This window comes from Methanoculleus sp. UBA430, from assembly GCF_002506585.1.
Classification (GTDB): Archaea; Halobacteriota; Methanomicrobia; order Methanomicrobiales; family Methanoculleaceae; genus Methanoculleus.
The window spans coordinates 136,346-154,937 of the sequence record NZ_DAXW01000009.1; the positions used below are offsets into that span (position 1 = coordinate 136,346).

An 18,592-nucleotide genomic window follows, 5' to 3' on the forward strand; every position below is an offset into this window, starting at 1 on the left:
CGACTCCCACCTGACGGTGCTCAGGCTCCTGCCCTACGGCCAGTCGCGCTCCCAAACAACCTCCCCGTCATACAGAACCCGCCTGACCCTATGATACGGAATACAGGCCACATGCGTCCCGGCGTCCACCTCCAGGTACTGCGCATCGAGCGCGAGGACCCGGTCGCCCTGCACCCTCGATCGGTCGCCGGGCGCCCCGCGGTCGACGTACTCGACCTCGATCCGGGAGAAGTCGTAGCCGGGGTCGTGATAGAACCGGAGCAGCAGCCGGTAGCTCGTCCGCATACCCTCTCCTCCACGGCACTCTCACCCTGCCGGACGATAATGGTGCCGCCGCCGGTTCGCCGGCAGCTCTCCCTCGCCGGAACAGCCACAACGGCGACGTCCGAGCGGCTGGCGAACCGGCACCGCGAGGTGGAGCCGGGGGGCGAGTCTGCAACGTTCATAACAAAGGAGCACAGAAGTATCATCAGGATGTCGCATCTCACCGTCGATCTCGGGGGCCGGCCCGGCCTCGACTGCCGGGGATTCTGTTCGTACTGCTACTTCAAACACGTCAAGGGGACGACGTCGTTCGGCTGCAGATACTGCCTGCCCTTCCAGAAGGGCTGTGACTACTGCACCCGGGGCGTGCGGGAGGGGTACGAAGGATTCAAGAGCCTCCGGACCGTCGCCGACGAGACGCTGGCAAACCTCCAGGTGATGAGCGACGATATCGACCGGATCACCATCAGCGGCGGCGGAGACCCGAGTTGCTACCCCGAGTTCCGCGACCTCGTCGAGCTGCTCGGCAGCATGGAGGCGCCGCTCCATATCGGCTATACCAGCGGGAAGGGGTTCGACGACCCGGATATAGCCGATTTCCTCATCGATAACGGTCTTTCCGAGGTATCCTACACCGTCTTCGCCGCCGACCCGGACCTCCGGCGGCAGTGGATGCACGACCCGACGCCGGAGGCCTCCCTTGCGATCCTCGACCGGCTCTGCGGCGCGATCGACGTCTACGCTGCAGCAGTTGTCATTCCCGGCGTCAACGACGGCGAGGCCCTCGAAGAGACCTGCGCGTGGCTGGAGGAGCGGGGCGCAAAAGGGCTGATCCTGATGCGGTTTGCAAACCGGACCGACCAGGGGCTCATCCTGGAGAACGCGCCGCTCATCGAGGGGCAGCAGGTCCATACCGTCGACGAGTTCCACGACATCGTCACCGACTTAAACGAGAAGTTTTCGATGAAGATCAGCGGAACCCCGCTCGGCGACCCCTCGATCGGGTCGCCGTTTGCGATCCTCCACGAGCCCGATCTCTTGAAGAAACTCCCCCGGGTCCAGAAGCGCGCGACCGTGATCACCGGGAGTATCGCGGCCCCCTTCATCCAGCGTATCCTCTCAATCCGCGGTTCGACTTCGCGGGTCGTCAGGGTCAGAAAAGAGATCGCCGACCTCATCACCGCCGACGACCTCGCCGAAGTAAACCTCAAGAGACTTGAGGATGTCGTGCTCATCCCCGGCCGGGCGTTCGTCCACGATGCCGAAGCCCGGACGATCCTCTCCGCCGACGGCGTCGACCGCGAGGTGGTGCGCGGCCCCGATATGCTGACGGCCGATGCGGAGATGAGCATGGGCATGACCCGGACGGAAGTGCTCGATAAGGAGATCGAAGGGTTCTCTGCCCTGATCAACACGATCAACCGATACGGCCGGTGACGGCCTCTCCCCCGGCGCAGACGCACCGGGAGCGCCTCTCCACCGTGCCGGCTCTAACCGCGAACCCCAGAACCAGCACCTGGAGCGTCTCAATGCCCCCGCGATCGGTCGTGGGTTCCCCCCGTCGTTGCATTGAGTTCCCCTGCCGGGGAGATGCCATCGGCTCTTCAACGAATTTGTAAAACGAATGCGAGGGGAGCGATTCGAACGCTCGAACTCCTACGAGACCAGGCCCTCAACCTGGCGCCTTTGACCTGGCTTGGCAACCCTCGCCCGGATACGGGAAGAACATACTCTGTGCGTGAACAGAGATGGAACGTGCATCGGTTGCGCTTTCGCGCACCGTTTACCTTATTTAATCTGTCGTCATACCTGAAATACCTTTGCGTGAGGCTACGATGAGGGAGGGGGCGGGTTCCTCCGACCAGGAGACAGCAAAGAGAGTATGCCGGAGGCTGCCGGGGTGTGCGTGCCCCAAACCCCCGGTGCGAGATGATGCCCGGTTCAACGTTCGTCATACGATACGGTCAATCAGCGGATCAAACTGCCTCAGGCGCAGAAGAGGGAACATAATTTTCCCCTAATCAGGGGGTATAATCGCAAATACTCATAAATGGCCGCTTTTGAGCATGCTGTTATATATCAGGAAACGAATGGATCTATTTAATATATTCCCTCACTCACTTCATTCTATAGAACCTCCTCCGTAACATACACCGCATCGACTCGATCTCCGAACATAAAGCGCTATCGCCCCGGTAGAAGTTGAATTGGAATCATCCATGTTCAGGCGCGTTCCAGGAGTATGCTACCACCTCAAAGGAACTGAGGCCGAAAGGAAGTCTCGCAGACACTCCCGGGATGCATGATGTACAACGATCCAAAAATGAGACCCAACGCTACAGGTACCCTGGATCTCACCACCGACCAAGATCAATTGAGTGATCCTTCAGGAAACGATGACGGGGGAGCCTGCTGTCCGGCCGAAACCCATAGCAAGATCATCTGGGTGAGGGACCCGGGGGGCGGAACCTGGGTTTATGTCGATCCCGCAGTCGGGAACGCCCTGGGTGTCGATGCGCAGGCGCTTCTTGCAGATCCGCAAGCGCTTATCCAGTCCGTCCACCCCGATGAAAGGGAGTCTTTTAAATTACTGTTTGACGGTTGTCCTGCCGGCGAGTATGATTCGCTGGAATACAGAATCGTCCTTCCGGACACCACGATCAGGTGGATGCAGGCACGTGCTTTTTCCGTCAGAGATGCAGACGACCGGGTTTTGCACGTGCTCGGTGCAACAGCCGATATGACCGAGCAGAAATCGGCTGTAGTAGCCCGGGAGAACGAGGACGAGCAACGAACAAATTTTTTCTCTATCGCATCGCATGAACTGCGAACGCCCCTGCAACCTATTCTGGGATACCTTTACCTTATGCTCGACAATCCCCGCCATTTCGGGCTCACCGAGGAGGCCATACAGTATTTAGATGTCATGCAAGACTGCGCAAACAGGATGAGCGGCATCATAAACAGGATCCTCGTCGTGAGCCTCGCCGATGCAGAACGGGGTATTATCCAGCCGAAATGGGAGACTATATCGCTTGAACAACTTGTTGCCGACACCATCGAGGTGTGCAATACCGAAGATTGGGTGACGTGTACTGTTGATATCCCCCCCGGCCAGACGATCGAGACGGACAGAATCTATCTCTATGAAGCATTGTGTGAGATCTACAGCAATGCCGTGAAGCATTCGAGCCCTCCCTGTCACGTCGTCTTCGAGTACAGCGAAGAGCCCGAAGCCCATCTCGTATCCATATCCGATAACGGTCCCGGTATAGACGAGACAACCCGGTGCCGCATATTCCAGCCGTTCTATATCGGTGACAGAGACAACCTCTCCAGGGCGTACGGACGCCTCGGACTCGGGCTTGCCATAGCAAAGAAGGATATTGAGAAGCTGGGAGGGACTATCTCAGTCGACAGTACCCTGCACCAGGGGAGTACGTTCACCATCCGGCTCCCCAAACAGCACCTGTGAACCCGGAGAAGATACGCCGCAACAGGTGGCGCAACCTCTCATTCCGAATAACCGGGGATGCTCTTATTCACCGACGGGATGCTACATTGTGGTGGAGCAAGGTGAATCGTCTTCCCTTCCCTCTGTCTCAGCGGCTCTCCGCTCCTTCTCACTGATAAGGCTGATGACCTTCATCGCAGCGTAGACGCCTTTGACAGGAAGATCACTCCTTTTTCTGAGCACCGCTTTGATCGATTGGACCGTCTCGCCATCTCCCATATCTTCGAGGGCTGCAACCGCCCCACTCTTGACCTCTCCGTCCGTATCGAAGAGTGCATCGATAAGCGGTCCTATAGCCTGCTTTCCAAGCGCGGCGACTTCATCCCATCTCCTCTCCGCTATCAGGACCGTTACACGTTCTTCGGGGAGAGCCGGCTGCCACCCACTCATTTCAAGTGCCGAGAGCACTTCCCGGCGGCTGGAAAAACTGCCGGAACGAAGGAGAGGGACCAGATGCGACACGGCCTCTTCCTCCCCAAGAAGGGTCTTTAAGGTGCTGACAACATTGCGTCGAATGGCCGGATCCTCATCTTTCAGGAAAACAGTCACCCGTGAGGTCCAGTAATCGGCTAACTTCAGTAACGATGAGAGTGCAGCCGATTTGACATCCGTGTGCATATCTTCCAGTGCAACAAACAGCGTGCGAACCGCTTCATCGTCCTGGTATTCACCGAGGGTCTCGATAGCAAGAGAACGGGTTGCGGGGTCCGGACTCTTCATCAGCTCACAAAGCGGGCGGACCGCACCACTCGATCTCAAAACCGCAATCGATTCGGCAGCGCGCCGTTTCACCTCAAAGACGGGATCGTCGAGCGCAACGACCAGAGCGCTGAATGCGCGTTGATCGCCCAGCATGCCGAGAGACAGCGCTGCACGCCACCGGAGCTCCGCGTCGGGATCGGTCAATGCACTCATCAGAGGCTGAACTCCCCTGAGATCTCCGAATTTGCCCAATGCTTCGGCAGCCCTGAGCCGTACCGCGGGATCGCCGTGAGGATCGGCCAGCGCCTTGATGAAGAAATGCAGTTCCGGTATGCTGTCGTCTGTGGTCTGAGAACCCTTCCTGGCTTCGGATTCGGTTTCTTCTGCGTTTACATCAGAGGCAGCTGCGTTCACATCGGAAGCAGTTTTTTCCGGCCCGGCGATGTCCGGTGTCCTGCCGGGCATATCCTCCGGTACCAGCAACGGTTTCACGATCTTTGGGTTTGAGAACGGAGATTTGATAAGACCAAGACGCCGTATCTCCTTCCAATCCTCTTTTGCGACAAGGTATCCCAGTTGCTCTCTGGCATTCGCAGGTTTCCAGCCGATTGCATTGAGTGCTCGTACCGTCGACTGCCGCACTTCCGCATCCGAATCCTCAAGCAGCGCAGTAAGCGGTTGAATTGCTGCAGCGACTTTGCGCTTGCCAAGCACATCACAAGCCTCTCTGCGTATTCCGGCGTCCGGATCGCCCAGTGCCTGGATAAAGAGATCCGTCGTCTCCCTTCGGGGGTATGAACTGAGCGCCCGTATCGCCTCTATCCGGATGGTAGGGTCGGGCTCCAGGCAGAACGAGAGCAGCGCAGGAAGTAGCCGGGCGTCCCCGATACTGCCCATAGCCTGTATCGCACTGATGCGAACCCCGGAATTCTCATCACCCGATGCGGCGATGATGATTGCAAAGGAACGCCCGGATCGAATTTTCCCCAGGGCAACTATCGAGCACTTGCGAAGGTCGGCGTCTCCGGTCTTGAATGCCTGGATAAGGGGATCTACAGCAATCTGGTCCCCGATCTCTCCGAGGGCAATTGCAGCGGAGTTTGAGATGCGTCCGTCCAGATCCTCGAGCGCCGCGATGAGCGGCTCGACTGCCCGCCTGTCGTGGCCATCGCCGAGTAACGAAGCTGCCCTCCACCTGATATCCGGATCCGGGCTTTCCAGTAACCGGATGAGAGGTTCGGTCGCAAGGTTACCGACAATTTTGAGGGCTTTTGTTATATTTTCCCTCTCGACAACCTGTCGTTCCTGCAGTTCTCGGGTGAGGGGGACTATCCCATATTGTCTGAGTTTTATAAGGCCGATCCAATCGTCTTTTGCGCTCAGGAACAGGATTCGATGGTACAGAGTCTTCGGCTTCCAGTTTAAACGGTCGAGTGCCCCTGCAGCGAGTTTACGGGTACTCAGAAAATTGCTTTCGAGCCCGTGAACAAGAGCCTGTATCGATCGGGGGTCTGCTATCTCAGCCAGAGCGGCAACAGCCTCGTAGCTGACGGCTTCTACCGGATCGTCAATGGCCCGGTGGAGATACTGAACTGCATACCGGCTTCTGGCGTTGCCAAGGATTTGCGCGGCATGCATCCTGACATCAAAATACTCGTCGTTCAACGCCCAGATCAGGACATCGATCACCGGTCTGCTATGCCGTGAGAGTTCTTTCCAGTCCCGTCGGGCAAACGCTAAAATTCCTTTCTCCCTTCTATCATACGGTCTCCACCCGCATGCTTCCAGGGATTCGGCTGCCTGGGCTCTGATGCCCGAGTGCCGGTCAAGCAACTTCTCCCGCAACGCTACATCTGCACGCTGATCCCTGATCTTTCCCAGCGCCCAGATCGCCGCGACCTTAATGTCGTGGTCGGCATCCGACATACAATGGACTACATCTGTCGTCGCACGCGGATCGCAGATCTTCCCCAGTGCCCAGATCGCCTGAAGCCGCGTTGTCTCGTCGGGGTCTTTAAGGAGGGGGATGAGAGCTTCCGTTGCACGAGAATCCCCAATTGAGCCCAGTGCCTCCGCAACCTTCCACCTGACATCCGAATCGGGATCGGACAACGCACAGATGAGGGGATCGACTGCCGCGACATCACGCAGTTCTCCAAGGCCCCCCACCGCCATCCACCGAAGATCTTTTTCATCGCTCCTGAGAGCACTAATGAGGCCTCTGACATCTCCCTTCGAGATGAGACGACTGATATCGGCGATATCCAACCGAAGCGGTTTCATGATGCATCTCCCGGGAGAGACTACTATTCATCTATCGCTGTGACGTTATCCCGACAATACGGTTCCCTCATCCGGTGTGCCGGGCGATGACCTCTTTTAACCGTGCCGGCTCGACAGGTTTGACCACGACCTCGGCGATGCTGTCCGCGTAGGGAGCAAGTTCTTCATCGTTCAACCTCCACGCCGAGAGGATCACGACCGGAACCTTTAACGCACCGGGAATTTTTCTCCGTTCGTCCAGAAACTGCAACCCATTCATCGGGGACATCATGAGGTCGAGGAGGATCAGTGATGGAGGATTCTCCCGCAACATTTCAAGGCCTTTCACGGGATCGTTCACTAAAACAGGGGAGTAGCCAAACGACTTTATCAGCAAATTGAAGATCCGAAGGATTTTTTCGTCGTCATCGATGACCAGTATCTGTCCAGTCATATCAGTGTCCTCTGATACGTTCCCGAGTGCCTGCAATCCTGGAAGAGAATCAAATTTCGGCATTAATTTATCTTGAAGAGAAATATTTATATGTTTCTTATTGACTCAAAAACGAGTTTATTATTTCAAGGCGCAAGATGCTTCCTTTCCACGATATAGCAATCACGACATACTGGAACAGAGCGCCCGGGGTTCAGAGATCGGGTGTACGCTCCACAGAGCCATGACAGGGCCGTCCCGACAAAAATTCCGGAACTGTCTCTGTGCCCGCAAACGGGGTGCGGCGAGCTGTTCTCAACAACGATCCAGAACACGATCCGGAAGAACCAAGGTATGTACACGAGCTTGTGCCGTGCATCACTCCGATGGTGATAGACTCTCCTCCGCAGATCGGTATGAGCCTTCCCCGATGAGGATCTCAAAGCGGGCGCCTTTTTCCCGGAATGCCTATCTCCCGGAGGGAAAGATTGCTGATGGAGAGAAATACGATTATCCGGCTGTCCAGATTCCTTACAAACGTTGCATCCGGGAGAAAGTTGATGATGTTGTTCAGGTTTCGTTCGGATGCGGCAAGTGCCTCTTTTATGCGCTCCTGGTCGGCCGAGAGAGTGGAGATGACGGCTGCTACAAATATGAAGAAAATTAACCCGAGTTGAGCGAGTAAAGGCTGATAGCAACGGCAATGGAGCTACTCCCCAGGACCAGAATACCCGGAACTAAGCTGGAGTCGTTCGGGTGGATGTATCGATGTTCATTCATGGGGCCTGATTTTTACGCTGCTGAAAACTACCTGTGGTGCGTCATTCTATTGCCTCGCTTTGCAAAGGCTGTTATACGGCCATCAAGCAGGATCATGCCTCGCAGAATGAGGTGATTTCGCCCGCTTCGTCACCCTCTCGTTACTCATTTGTCGCGATAGAGGGATAACGAGGAGAGGGACGGGCAATAACATTATTAAACTTTATTTTTCATAGTCTCTCATGGATTGCCAGATAATAGATTCTGCTGCTTGTTATGCAGGACAGAGGCCATTCCCGAATTCGTCTGGACAAAAACCGTTATCGGGATCTGTTCGCCTCCCGATCGTACCTGATGGTGGGGAGATGATGAAGATTGCCCCTCATCAGGCAGGGGATGAGCATCAGAGTTCACCCTTCCGCTTCATCTCCATGCAAGGGAGGTCGGAATTGAGGTATAAAAGCGTTTGCTGACAGATCTGAACCTGAATAACAGATGCTGCGGGTGGGATCCGAACCCACGATTTCCAGATGTCCCAGGCTTGGACGCACCGTTCTCTTGAAAACCCTATGAGTCTGGCGCCCTAACCGACTAGGCCACCGCAGCACACAAAGTGCAGTATAACAATGGTGTATTGACAAATAAACCTTATGCCTCACCGCAAAAATGAGACGGAGGGTTACTTCATGTTTTTGCGCAGGTACACTTCGACCGCTGCAGTTATCGCCGCCACTTCCTTCCCCTGCCGGAGCGAGGCGGCCAGCGTCTGCATACGCGCCTCCTCCTCGCGGAGGTAGCGGCGCAGGTCCTTTATGATATGCTCCTCCTGCAGGAAGTGCGTATGCGTATCGCCGGCGATGAAGTGGGCGTCATGCATGATCGCGTAGTGGAGCGGGAGCGTCGTCTTCACGCCCAGGACCACGTACTCGGAGATGGCCCGGCGCATCCGCTGGATCGCTTCCTCGCGGTTGCCTCCCCAGGCGCAGAGTTTGGCGATCATCGAGTCGTAGTGCGGAGGGATCGTGTAGCCCATGTGGATGCCGGAGTCGAGCCGTATTCCCGGTCCTCCCGGGGAGCGGTAGCGGACGATCTTGCCCGGATCGGCGGCGAAATCGTTCAACGGGTCCTCCGCGTTGATCCGGCACTCGATCGCGTGCCCCCGGATGCTGATATCCTCCTGATCCATCGAGAGGTCCTCGCCGGCGGCGACGGCGATCTGCTGCTTCACAATATCGATCCCCGTGATGGCCTCGGTGATCGTGTGCTCCACCTGCAGCCGGGTGTTCACCTCCATGAAGTAGTAGTTGCCGTTCGCGTAGAGGAACTCCACCGTGCCGGTGTTTTTATAGTTCGCCGCTTTTGCGGCGGTGATGGCCGACGCCGTCATCCGCTCCCGGAGATCGGGCGTCATGATCGGGCAGGGGGCCTCCTCGAGCAACTTCTGGTGCCGGCGCTGGATGGAGCATTCCCGGTCGTAGAGGTGAACCGTGTGCCCCTTCGCATCGGCAAGGACCTGGATCTCGATATGACGCGGCTTCGTGAGGTATTTCTCGACGAAGATCGTCGGGTCCCCGAACGCAGACCCTGCAATCCGTCTTCCTTTCTCGAGCGCCTCCTCGAGTTCTTGCTCGTTCCAGGCGATGTGCATCCCGATACCGCCACCACCGGCGCTCGCCTTCACGATCACCGGGTAGCCGATCTCGGCGGCGACTTCCTTGGCCGCATCGACGCTCGTGACGCCTTCCGGCGTGCCGGGGAGGACCGGAACCCCGGCCTCACGCATCATCCTCTTTGCCCCGATCTTCGAGCCCAGCACCTCGATCGTCTTCCACGACGGCCCGATGAACGTCAGCCCTTCATCCTCAACCAGTTTTGCAAACCCGGCGTTCTCCGCGAGGAACCCGTACCCCGGATGGATCGCCTCGGCCCCGGTCTTCTTTGCCACATCGCAGATCCGCTCCTTGTTGAGGTAACTCTTGGACGGGTGCGCTTCGCCCACGTTGAACGCCTCGTCGGCGTACTTGACGTGAAGCGCATTCTTATCGGGATCGGAGTAGATTGCGACCGTGTCGATACCCAGCTCCCGGCAGGCACGCATAACCCGGATGGCGATCTCGCCGCGGTTAGCGATCAGGATCTTGTCAAAGTACTTCATCGCGCTTCCCATATGCGGCTCTCAATCGATGACCATCAACACGTCGCCGTTCTGCACGACATCTCCGGCGTCCACGAAGATCTCCCCCACCGTGCCGTCGCGCGGACTCCGGATGGGGTTCTCCATCTTCATCGCCTCAAGGACAATCAGCGTATCCCCCTTCTGGACGGTGCTCCCGCGTTCGGTCATCACCTTCAGGACCATGCCCTGCATGTTGCTCTTGACACCGCCGGCGACCTCTCCGCGGGGGATTCTTTCTTTTGCCGACGGAGCGGGGACCGGGCCCGCGACCGAGCCCCCATCCACAGTGACGATCCGGACCGAGAAGATCTCGCCGTCCACCTCCACCTCCATGGAGCGGGGGATCTCCGCAACCCCCACCGATCCGGCTGCCGTCGCCTTCTCGGGGATCACCTCAGCCTGGCGTTCGCCCCGGAGGAACGACGGCGCGATGCTCGGGTAGAGGATGTAGGTGAGAACGTCCTCCTCGCGGGTGACGAGACCCAGCTCCACCGCCTGCTGACGCATCTCATCGTAGATGGGCGAGAGAAGGTCAGCCGGGCGACCCGTTACCGGCTCCTCATCGCCGATGATCAACTTCCGGATCTCGGGACCGATCGGGGCCGGAGAGCGGCCGTACAGGCCGCGGACGTAGTCTTTGACCTCCGTCGTCACGTTCCGGTAGCGTTCCCCGCCCATCAGGACGTTGAAGACCGCCTGAGTGCCCACGATCTGGCTCGTCGGGGTCACGAGCGGCGGGTAGCCGAGGTCCTTCCTCACCCGGGGAACCTCATGGAAGACCTCATCCAGGCGGTCGAGGGCATCCTGCTCCTTCAACTGCGAGACGAGGTTTGTGATCATACCCCCCGGGAGCTGGTAGATCAGCACGTCCGAGTCGACCCGGTCCGCGATGGCGGAGAAGAGCGGCTCGTACTTCTCCCGCATCTCCCGACAGATGTTTCGCACGTTCCGGAGCGGGAGCAGGTCGATGCCGGTGTCGCGCGGCGTCCCGGCAACGCTTGCAACAATGCTCTCCGTCGGAGGCTGGGAGGTGCCGAGGGCGAACGGCGACATCGCCGTGTCGAGAATGTCCACACCCGCGTCGATCGCCGCCTGGTAACTCAGGGGCGCGACGCCGCTCGTGCAGTGGGAATGGAGACAGACCTTAACGTCCGCCACCTTCTTGATCCCGGTGATCAGGTCGCGGGCATCATGGGGCATGATCAGGCCGGCCATGTCCTTGATGCAGATCGAGTCGCACCCGAGCGCGTAGAGTTCCTGCGCCATATCGATGAACGTCGCGACGGAGTGGACCGGGCTCGTCGTGTAGGATATCGCGCCCTGCAGGTGCGCCCCGACGTTCTTGACCTCCTTCATCGCCTTCGACATGTTCCGGATATCGTTCAAGGCGTCAAAGACCCGGAAGATACCGACCCCGTTTTGTGCGGAGGCCGCGACGAACTTCTCTACAACGTCATCGGGGTAGTGCCGGTAACCGACGAGGTTCTGGCCCCGCAGGAGCATCTGGATGGGGGTGCGCTTGAGCTCGGCCTTCAGTTCCCGGAGACGGTCCCAGGGATCGTCGTTGAGAAACCTGATGCAGCTGTCAAAGGTTGCCCCGCCCCAGGCTTCGACCGAAAAGAACCCCACTTTGTCGATGGCACGGGCAAGAGGGAGCATGTCTTCAGTCCTGAGCCGTGTGGCGATGAGCGACTGATGCGCGTCCCTAAGCGTGGTATCGGTGATATTGAGTGTATCAAATTTGGCAGCACACATCGAATTTTGCACCTCGAAGGGCTGAGAAAGTATCAATAAAGCCTCTAAAAAATTCGCCCTAATAATATAAAAACGTCACGAAGGGCCAGGCTCGAAAAAATACTGAATGTTACGGCCGAAAATGCCGCGACGACGTCTCGCCAGCCCGTTCTGAACCGGGGGCATACCCGCCCTCCGAGTGTGTATCCCCGTACCACGAGCAGCCTGGCGACATCGTCGGATCTCTGGATCTGGGTGACGACGAGCGTGACGGCGAGCGGCACGATCGAGCGGACACCGGGCCGAATACCCTTCAACGCCATCGCAATCCGCATCTGGTCGATCTCCTCCCCGATCACCGCGAGGCCCGAGAGCCCCATCTCGGCAATCAGCCCGATCTCGAACCCGATCCGGTCCCCGAGCGCCCAGACGGCCACGGCAAGCGCCTCCCCTTCCTCTGTCTCGGCATACGCCCACGCAGCAAGGAGGAGGACTGCGGTCATCCGGACCAGGTAGGAGAGCCCGGGACCGCCGCCCCACGCAGAGACAAGTGCGGTTGCGGCGATCATCACGAAAAGGGAGAGGAGAACCCCCGGCCGCGGGAGGGCCTTCGTGCGCGGGGTGAAGATCAGCCACCAGGCGAGAGCAGCGACGGCTCCTGTCGTGCTTGCAAACGCGGCGAGCGAGAGGACCGCAACAGAGAGCAGCCTCAGCCGCGGGTCCTGCATAGCGCCTCCCGGGCATCGGTCAGTCGTATATTCTCGGGACGGGCACCCCGGTCCAGGGCGTACCGGAGGTAGGGCGGGGCGTGCCGCCAGCGAGGGATCGCATCGGGGACGTGGCCGAGGGGGGTCAGGGTCCCGGCCTCAATCTCCCAGAGGGCATCCACCCGGGGGAGGACCGCGCGCTCGTGCGAGAAGATGATGGTGATACCCGCATCGCGCTCCTCGATCATCCGGCAGACCTTCCGTTTCGCGGTGCAGTCCAGGGAACTGAACGGTTCGTCGAGCATCAGCAGGTCGGGGTTCCGCATGAACGTGCAGGCCAGGGTCAGCCGTTTGAGTTCGCCGCGGGAGAGGTGGAACGGATCGTCGTTTGCACGCGCCGAGAGGTTCGCCCGGGCGAGGACGTCGTCCGGGGCAAGCCCCCACGACCGGACCTCTTCGGCAACGGTCGGGCTCGTGACGTGGTGTTCGGGGAACTGCAACAGGAGCAGGGCCGAGGAGACGCCGTCCCGCCGGATGGCGCCGCCCCCGGGACGGAGCAGCCCGGCAAGCAGGAGGGCGAGCGTCGACTTCCCGCTCCCCACCGGCCCGCTGACCAGATGCACCCCCGCGTTAAAGGTGCCGCTGCCCCGGAGGGTGAACGGACCCCGGGAGAAGCGAAGGTCCTCTACCTCCACCCTCACTGACGGACCCTCCAGAGTGTCGGGTAAAAGCACGTCTCCTCAAGGCGGGCAAAGACCTCCTCGGGCGTGCCGTGGTGCCGGACCGCACCGCCCTCCATGAAGAGGAGATAGTCCGCCCCGGCTGCGGTATCCATCGACTGCGTGCACCAGAGCACGTGGGCCGCCGTGCTTGCCTCCACGACCGCGCGGAGACGCTCTGCCGTCCCGGCGTCCAGGTGCGAATCTGCCTCGTCCAGGACGAGGACATCGGGGTCGTCGACACAGGCGGCTGCCAGCGCGACCAGGGCCTTCTCACCACCGGAGAGCGCCGTGACCGTCCTCTCGAGGAGGTGCGGGATCCCGACCCTTTCGGCGGCCGCCCGAACACGCTCATCGGTCTCCCGGCAGGGACGGTGGCGGAACCGGGGGGTCGACGCGATCTCGTCGTAGGCCCGGGAGAAGAGGAGCGTCCGGTCGGGGAACTCCCCCACCCACCCGACCTTCACGGCCGACGGCGGCCTCCCGAGGAGCCGGACCGTCCCTTCGTCGGGCTCCTCGATACCGGAGCAGACCGAGAGGAGTGTCGTCTTGCCGCTCCCGTTTGGTCCGATCACGGCGATATGCCGGGCATCCAGCGCAAGATCGGGGATGTCGAGGATCCGGTGCGAAAGACCGGTGATCCGGATCACGCCACCCGCTTCCCGATGGTGTATGCCGCTACGCCCTTCACGACGTCGCCGACGATGAACGGGACGACCCCGAGCAGGACCGCCTGAAGAAGCGAGAGCGAGGCCGAGTATGAGAGCCATACGGCACCGGCTAAGAGGTAGATTGCGCAGGCCGCGATAAGACCCCCTATACGCCATTTCGGCGATTCATGCTCGTAGGCAAGCCCGACGATGAGAGCAGCGGGGATAAAGCCGACCAGGAACCCTCCCGTGGGGCCGAGAAGGACCCCGAGGCCCGCCGTGCCGTTATGAAAGACCGGGAGGTTCACCGCCCCGAGGAGGACGTAGAGCCCGACGGGGATCACCGCGTAGCGCTTCATGACAATCCCGGAGAGAAGGACGAAGAGCGTCTGGAGCGTGAGCGGGACCGGGGGCAGCGGGATGGAGATCCAGCTCCCGGCGGCGATCAGCGTGATGAACGTGGCGCTGAAGGCGAGGATCCGGGCGCGGTGCATCATGTACAATAAGGTTCGCGAGATGGCGATAAAAAACTTGTCAACCTAAAAAAAGTGAGTGGTTGACATAACCTTAGAGCTGGAAGCAGTCGCCGGCGATGACCCGCTCCACCTTCCCGTTGTCCTTCCGGATGATCAGGGCGCCGTGCTCGTCGATATCGATGGCCTCTCCCACAAAGGTCTTATTGATGGTCTTGATGGCCACCCGGCGGTCGAGCGTCAGGGAGAGGCTCTTCCACTCGCGGATGATGGAATCATACTCCCCCTCCTCCAGCTGCTGGTAGCGCAGTTCGAACTCCCACAGGACCCGGGCGAGGAGCGCCACACGGTCGACCGGGTGGCCGACCTCCGCCTGGAGCGAGGTCAGGATATCCTTCAGGGGAGGCGAGAGATCGGTGAGCGATATGTTCGCGTCGATCCCGATTCCGAGGAGGGCGTAGTGCACGGTATCAGCCTCGGCGGTGAGCTCCAGGAGCAGACCGGCGATCTTCTTGTCCCCGATGAAGATGTCGTTGGGCCACTTGATCAGCGCACTGATGCCGTACTCCTTGCGGATGGCACGGGCAATCGCGACCGACCCGGCCATGGTGATCATGAAGAGGTGGTCGAGCGGGATCTTCGGTTTCAGAAGAATGGTAATCCAGATGCCGCCGGCAGGCGAGACCCAGGCGCGCCCGAGCCGTCCGACCCCTCCGGTCTGCTCTTCGGCGATGATCACCAGGCCGTGGAGGCGTTCGGGGTCGGTCTCATCGGCAAGTTTCTTCCCGATCCAGCTCGTGGAAGCGGTGCTATCGAAGTGGCGGATCTGCCTCCCGATGACCCGGGTGCGGAGATGTTTCTGGATCTCGTAGGGGAGGAGCCGGTCGGCCTTCGTCTCGAGGCGGTAGCCCTCGGTCCGCGACGAGGATATACCGTATCCTAACCTCCGGAGTTCACGTACCTGTTTCCAGACAGCCGATCGAGTGATGCCCAGTTGCTCTGCGATCCGCTCGCCCGATACCGGGCGAGGCGACTCTTCGAGAATCTTCAAGACGTTGATTGCCGTATCCTTCATGTCCATTACCTTTTCGCTGCAGGCGACTCGGTCGGGAGCGGACACGGATCCTCGCCGCAGACCTGCCGCCGGATCTCCGTGTTCTGCTCCATGAAACCCGCCAGATCAAAGATACCGGTCACATCGACGATGCCGATTGCGCCGATGGCCCGGCCCTCGCTGTCACGCACCGGCGCCACCGCGACCGGGATGCCTTTGTACGGCCCTCCCGGGGGTCTGACCTTTTTCATGACATTCTCCGCCAGGACCTCCTCGAGGACGGGGCCCGTATAGGCCTCATCGATAACCTGTCCGTCCTCGATTCTGACCCCGGGATGGTCCCGGGACCGCGCCGTGACGGGCAGACGGCCGATCAGATCATGGACCGCGATCATTATGGGAGTGAGGTCGCGGGATCGCGAAGATGCAGAGATAATATAGTGCTCCATGGTCGTACCCCTACTTTTCATCATGGTTTATCTAGAATAAGGTTTCCCTCTCGCCGCACGCGAACGCCTTCAGGAATTCGCGCGATGGATACTCATGGATGCTGGAGAGAAGGACGACACCGTCGCCGATCGTCTTCCCGACCAGGAGCGCCTCGCCGGTAGCCGAGACGGCAAGCGTCTCGCCGCCGTGGGCCGAAAACGAGCCGTCGCACTCGACGGCGGCAAGGTCGTACCCGGAAAAGAGGGAGGTATAGTCACTCTCGGTGGTGAACCGGACGGCACGCGGCCCGTACGAGAACGTGTAGGTTGCCGGGAACGGGAGCCAGTCGTAGGCGTCCTCCCGCGGCCCTCCCGCACCGAAGACCAGCAACCGCCCGCCGTTCTCGACGAAACGCCGGATGCGGGATTCTGCGGCCCGGAGAGCCGGGAGGAGGTTTGAGTAATCCGGGTTTCCAAACCCCGTTGGGACGATGAGCGAGACGAACCGCCCACGCCAGAAGGGGGAGGCAAGCATATGGGGATTGACCGCCTCGCAGCAGGCGCCGCAGTCCTCGATGAGCCGCGCGAACATGAGCGGCCGGTCCCAGAGCAGCCCGGTCCTGCAGGTCACCCCTTGATCACCCCGAGCGGCTCCAGCCGGGCGACGATCCCCGAGAGACCGGCTTCATGCACGACCCGGACCACTTCCCGGCTTGGTTTATAGACCTCGGGCGCCTCCTCCGCGAGGGCCAGATCGCTGTGAGCACGTACCACGATGCCCTCTTCAGCGAGGTGTTCCCGGAGTTCCCTTCCTCGAAACTCTTTCTTTGCCTTCGACCGGCTGAGCACTCTCCCCGCGCCGTGGCAGGTGCTCCCCCAGGTCTTCTGCATCGCCGTCGCCGTGCCGTGGAGGAGGAAGGAGGACGTCCCCATGCTCCCGGGGATGATCACCGGCTGCCCGATCGCGGCGTACTCGCGGGGGATGCCCGGGCTCCCGGGACCGAAAGCCCGTGTCGCGCCTTTGCGGTGGACACAGACCTCCGTCGAGACACCGTTGACGTCGTGGTGCTCGAACTTGGCGACGTTGTGCGCGACATCGTAGACAAGCCGCATCTCGTCGTAGTCGATCTCAAAGAACCCGGAAAAGACCTTCCGGGCCTCGTGCATAATGACCTGCCGGTTCGCCCAGGCGTAGTTTGCAGCGCAGACCATACCGCCGTAGTAGGCACGGCCTTCCGCGGAGTCCAGCGGAGCGCAGGCAAGTTGCCGGTCGGGAACCTCGATCCGGTACTTCCCGAGCGCACCCTCGAGCACCCGTATATGGTCAGTGGCGACCTGATGGCCGAGACCCCGCGAGCCGCAGTGGACCATGAAACAGACCTGTCCCTCGGTGATTCCGAAGACCTTTGCCGCCTCCGGGTCGACGATCTCCTTCGCCACCTGGACCTCCAGGAAGTGGTTTCCCGCGCCGAGCGTCCCGACCTGCGGCCCGCCCCGCTGCCGCGCTTTGGCGCTGACGGCTTCGGGGTCCGCACCCGGCATCGCACCCTCTTCCTCGCACCGGACGAGGTCGGCGGCGGTGCCGAGCCCGCGCTCAACCGCCCACCGTGCGCCGTCGACCATGACCGCGGCGAGTTCCTTGTTCGAGACCCGCATAGCACTCTTTCCGCCCACACCGGTCGGCACGGCACTAAAGAGCCTCTCGATCAGTTCCCGTTTCTTGCCGGCGAGATCCGCTTCCTTCAGGGGCGTCGTGATCAGCCGGACGCCGCAGTTGATGTCGAACCCGACCCCGCCGGGGGATACGACCCCATCGGTCATATCGAACGCGGCAACGCCGCCGATGGGAAACCCGTAGCCCCAATGGATATCGGGCATGGCAAGCGAGTATTTCACGATCCCCGGCAGGGTGGCGACGTTTGCGAGCTGGCGGACCGCCCCTTCCTCGAGCGTCTCCGCCAGTGCCCGGGAGAGGAAGAAACGTCCCGGTACCCGCATATTGGGGACATATCCAACAGGAACCTCCCATTCGAAGTCTCCGACCATATTAATTCCTTGTAGCATAGGGACCCCTCAGATATCGAAGATGATATCTACCACATAAGACTCTTCGTCTTTAACGATTTCGAGCCCGAAGTAGGATACTCCCTTGATGAGCGACCCCGCGGAGTGCCGCACGGGGTCGAAAGGCTCGCCCTTGAGGGCGGCGGAGAGCCGGGTGCCCTGGATATCGACGTCGAAGGTGCAGAAAACGATGTTCTCGACGTCGGTGACGAAGAGCAGTTCCGAGAGGAGATCGATAAGGAGGGTTTCGGGGTTCTCCGCCTCAAGAGTGACCTGCCGTTCGATGCCGCGGTCCTCACAGGGGCCGTACATCACGTGGAACATGGCCCGGCCTGCTTCGGCAAAGAGTTCGGCGATCGTCGCGCCCCGCACCCGCACGAGGACGTCGGCGGTATGGTCCAGTTCCTCAAAACTCATAGTCAGGAAGATCCTCGTAGAAGATAGGAATCATCCCCCGGTGAATGCTGCTGATGTGACGGGCCTGGTACTTCGAGATGTAGATGGTATAGTCGCCGACCGGGACCTGCAGGTCGGTCGACTTCGGCGGTTTCACCGATGTCGGCAGGAGGATCGCGCCGCTGCAGGAAGTGCTCACCCTAAAGTCACGTTTCCTCCGGAGAACGTACGTTCGGACGTCTTCTGTGACGGATATG

General features: G+C 60.2%; 19 protein-coding genes and 2 tRNA genes. 3 read left to right on the plus strand and 18 right to left on the minus strand.

Annotated elements, in window-relative coordinates:
- Positions 1-33 precede the first annotated feature (33 nt).
- Positions 34-285, minus strand: a complete 252-nt coding sequence (locus BRA49_RS06850; RefSeq protein ID WP_292384642.1) for a DUF504 domain-containing protein — start codon at positions 283-285, stop codon at positions 34-36.
- A 189-nt stretch (positions 286-474) separates the two neighbouring features.
- Here BRA49_RS06850 and mmp10 point away from each other — a divergent pair, with 189 nt between their 5' ends.
- Positions 475-1,701, plus strand: coding sequence for a methyl coenzyme M reductase-arginine methyltransferase Mmp10 (gene mmp10 / locus BRA49_RS06855; protein WP_292385238.1), 1,227 nt, complete (start codon positions 475-477; stop codon positions 1,699-1,701).
- Here the strand turns inward: mmp10 and BRA49_RS06860 are convergent.
- Both BRA49_RS06860 and BRA49_RS06865 read right to left on the minus strand, forming a co-directional pair.
- Positions 1,682-1,834, minus strand: coding sequence for a hypothetical protein (locus BRA49_RS06860; protein ID WP_292384643.1), 153 nt, complete (start codon positions 1,832-1,834; stop codon positions 1,682-1,684). The two genes, mmp10 and BRA49_RS06860, sit on opposite strands and share 20 nt — an antisense overlap.
- 55 nt (positions 1,835-1,889) lie before the next feature.
- A tRNA-Leu gene (locus BRA49_RS06865) sits at positions 1,890-1,974 on the minus strand.
- Between the two features lie 592 nt (positions 1,975-2,566).
- On the opposite strand from BRA49_RS06865, the gene BRA49_RS06870 reads away from it, so the two are divergent.
- Positions 2,567-3,739, plus strand: a complete 1,173-nt coding sequence (locus BRA49_RS06870; protein WP_292384645.1) for a PAS domain-containing sensor histidine kinase — start codon at positions 2,567-2,569, stop codon at positions 3,737-3,739.
- 81 nt (positions 3,740-3,820) lie between these two features.
- Here the strand turns inward: BRA49_RS06870 and BRA49_RS06875 are convergent, their stop codons facing one another.
- Both BRA49_RS06875 and BRA49_RS06880 read right to left on the minus strand, forming a co-directional pair.
- A complete protein-coding gene (locus BRA49_RS06875) occupies positions 3,821-6,763 on the minus strand; it encodes a HEAT repeat domain-containing protein (protein WP_292384647.1) in 2,943 nt (980 codons plus the stop codon).
- Between the two features lie 67 nt (positions 6,764-6,830).
- Positions 6,831-7,259 (minus strand): response regulator, encoded by a 429-nt coding sequence (locus BRA49_RS06880; RefSeq protein ID WP_292384649.1) that lies wholly within the window; start codon positions 7,257-7,259, stop codon positions 6,831-6,833.
- 346 nt (positions 7,260-7,605) lie between these two features.
- On the opposite strand from BRA49_RS06880, the gene BRA49_RS06885 reads away from it, so the two are divergent.
- Positions 7,606-7,842 (plus strand): hypothetical protein, encoded by a 237-nt coding sequence (locus BRA49_RS06885; RefSeq protein WP_292384650.1) that lies wholly within the window; start codon positions 7,606-7,608, stop codon positions 7,840-7,842.
- A gap of 588 nt (positions 7,843-8,430) precedes the next feature.
- On the opposite strand, the gene BRA49_RS06890 is transcribed toward BRA49_RS06885, so the two are convergent.
- From BRA49_RS06890 to BRA49_RS06950, 13 genes are all read right to left on the minus strand, one after another.
- Positions 8,431-8,540: transfer RNA gene (locus BRA49_RS06890), tRNA-Met, on the minus strand.
- A gap of 73 nt (positions 8,541-8,613) precedes the next feature.
- Entirely contained in the window at positions 8,614-10,089 is a 1,476-nt protein-coding gene (locus BRA49_RS06895) for an acetyl-CoA carboxylase biotin carboxylase subunit (protein WP_292384652.1), read from the minus strand.
- 21 nt (positions 10,090-10,110) lie between these two features.
- The gene (locus BRA49_RS06900) at positions 10,111-11,865 is read right to left on the minus strand and encodes a pyruvate/oxaloacetate carboxyltransferase (RefSeq protein WP_292384654.1); all 1,755 of its coding nucleotides are present in this window, start codon (positions 11,863-11,865) and stop codon (positions 10,111-10,113) included.
- Positions 11,866-11,909: 44 nt separating this feature from the next.
- Complete coding sequence (locus BRA49_RS06905) at positions 11,910-12,572, minus strand: energy-coupling factor transporter transmembrane component T (RefSeq protein WP_292384655.1); 663 nt, start codon at positions 12,570-12,572, stop codon at positions 11,910-11,912.
- A complete protein-coding gene (locus tag BRA49_RS06910; protein ID WP_292384657.1) occupies positions 12,554-13,252 on the minus strand; it encodes an ATP-binding cassette domain-containing protein in 699 nt (232 codons plus the stop codon). Before BRA49_RS06910 ends, BRA49_RS06905 begins: the two co-directional genes overlap by 19 nt.
- On the minus strand, positions 13,249-13,920 hold the full coding sequence (locus BRA49_RS06915; protein WP_292384659.1) for an energy-coupling factor ABC transporter ATP-binding protein: 672 nt from the start codon (positions 13,918-13,920) through the stop codon (positions 13,249-13,251). The genes BRA49_RS06910 and BRA49_RS06915 overlap by 4 nt, the downstream gene beginning before the upstream one ends.
- Complete coding sequence (locus BRA49_RS06920; protein WP_292384661.1) at positions 13,917-14,417, minus strand: biotin transporter BioY; 501 nt, start codon at positions 14,415-14,417, stop codon at positions 13,917-13,919. The genes BRA49_RS06915 and BRA49_RS06920 overlap by 4 nt, the downstream gene beginning before the upstream one ends.
- 70 nt (positions 14,418-14,487) lie before the next feature.
- Positions 14,488-15,468 (minus strand): biotin--[acetyl-CoA-carboxylase] ligase, encoded by a 981-nt coding sequence (locus tag BRA49_RS06925; RefSeq protein WP_292384663.1) that lies wholly within the window; start codon positions 15,466-15,468, stop codon positions 14,488-14,490.
- A gap of 5 nt (positions 15,469-15,473) precedes the next feature.
- On the minus strand, positions 15,474-15,896 hold the full coding sequence (locus BRA49_RS06930) for a DUF2111 domain-containing protein (RefSeq protein WP_292384665.1): 423 nt from the start codon (positions 15,894-15,896) through the stop codon (positions 15,474-15,476).
- Between the two features lie 31 nt (positions 15,897-15,927).
- A complete protein-coding gene (locus BRA49_RS06935; protein WP_292384666.1) occupies positions 15,928-16,506 on the minus strand; it encodes a hypothetical protein in 579 nt (192 codons plus the stop codon).
- Complete coding sequence (locus BRA49_RS06940; protein ID WP_292384668.1) at positions 16,503-17,939, minus strand: RtcB family protein; 1,437 nt, start codon at positions 17,937-17,939, stop codon at positions 16,503-16,505. Before BRA49_RS06940 ends, BRA49_RS06935 begins: the two co-directional genes overlap by 4 nt.
- Positions 17,940-17,948: 9 nt before the next feature.
- Entirely contained in the window at positions 17,949-18,356 is a 408-nt protein-coding gene (locus BRA49_RS06945; protein ID WP_292384670.1) for an archease, read from the minus strand.
- Positions 18,346-18,534: a hypothetical protein gene (locus BRA49_RS06950; protein ID WP_292384672.1), complete on the minus strand. Its 189-nt coding sequence runs from the start codon at positions 18,532-18,534 to the stop codon at positions 18,346-18,348. Before BRA49_RS06950 ends, BRA49_RS06945 begins: the two co-directional genes overlap by 11 nt.
- Between the last annotated feature and the right edge of the window lie 58 nt (positions 18,535-18,592).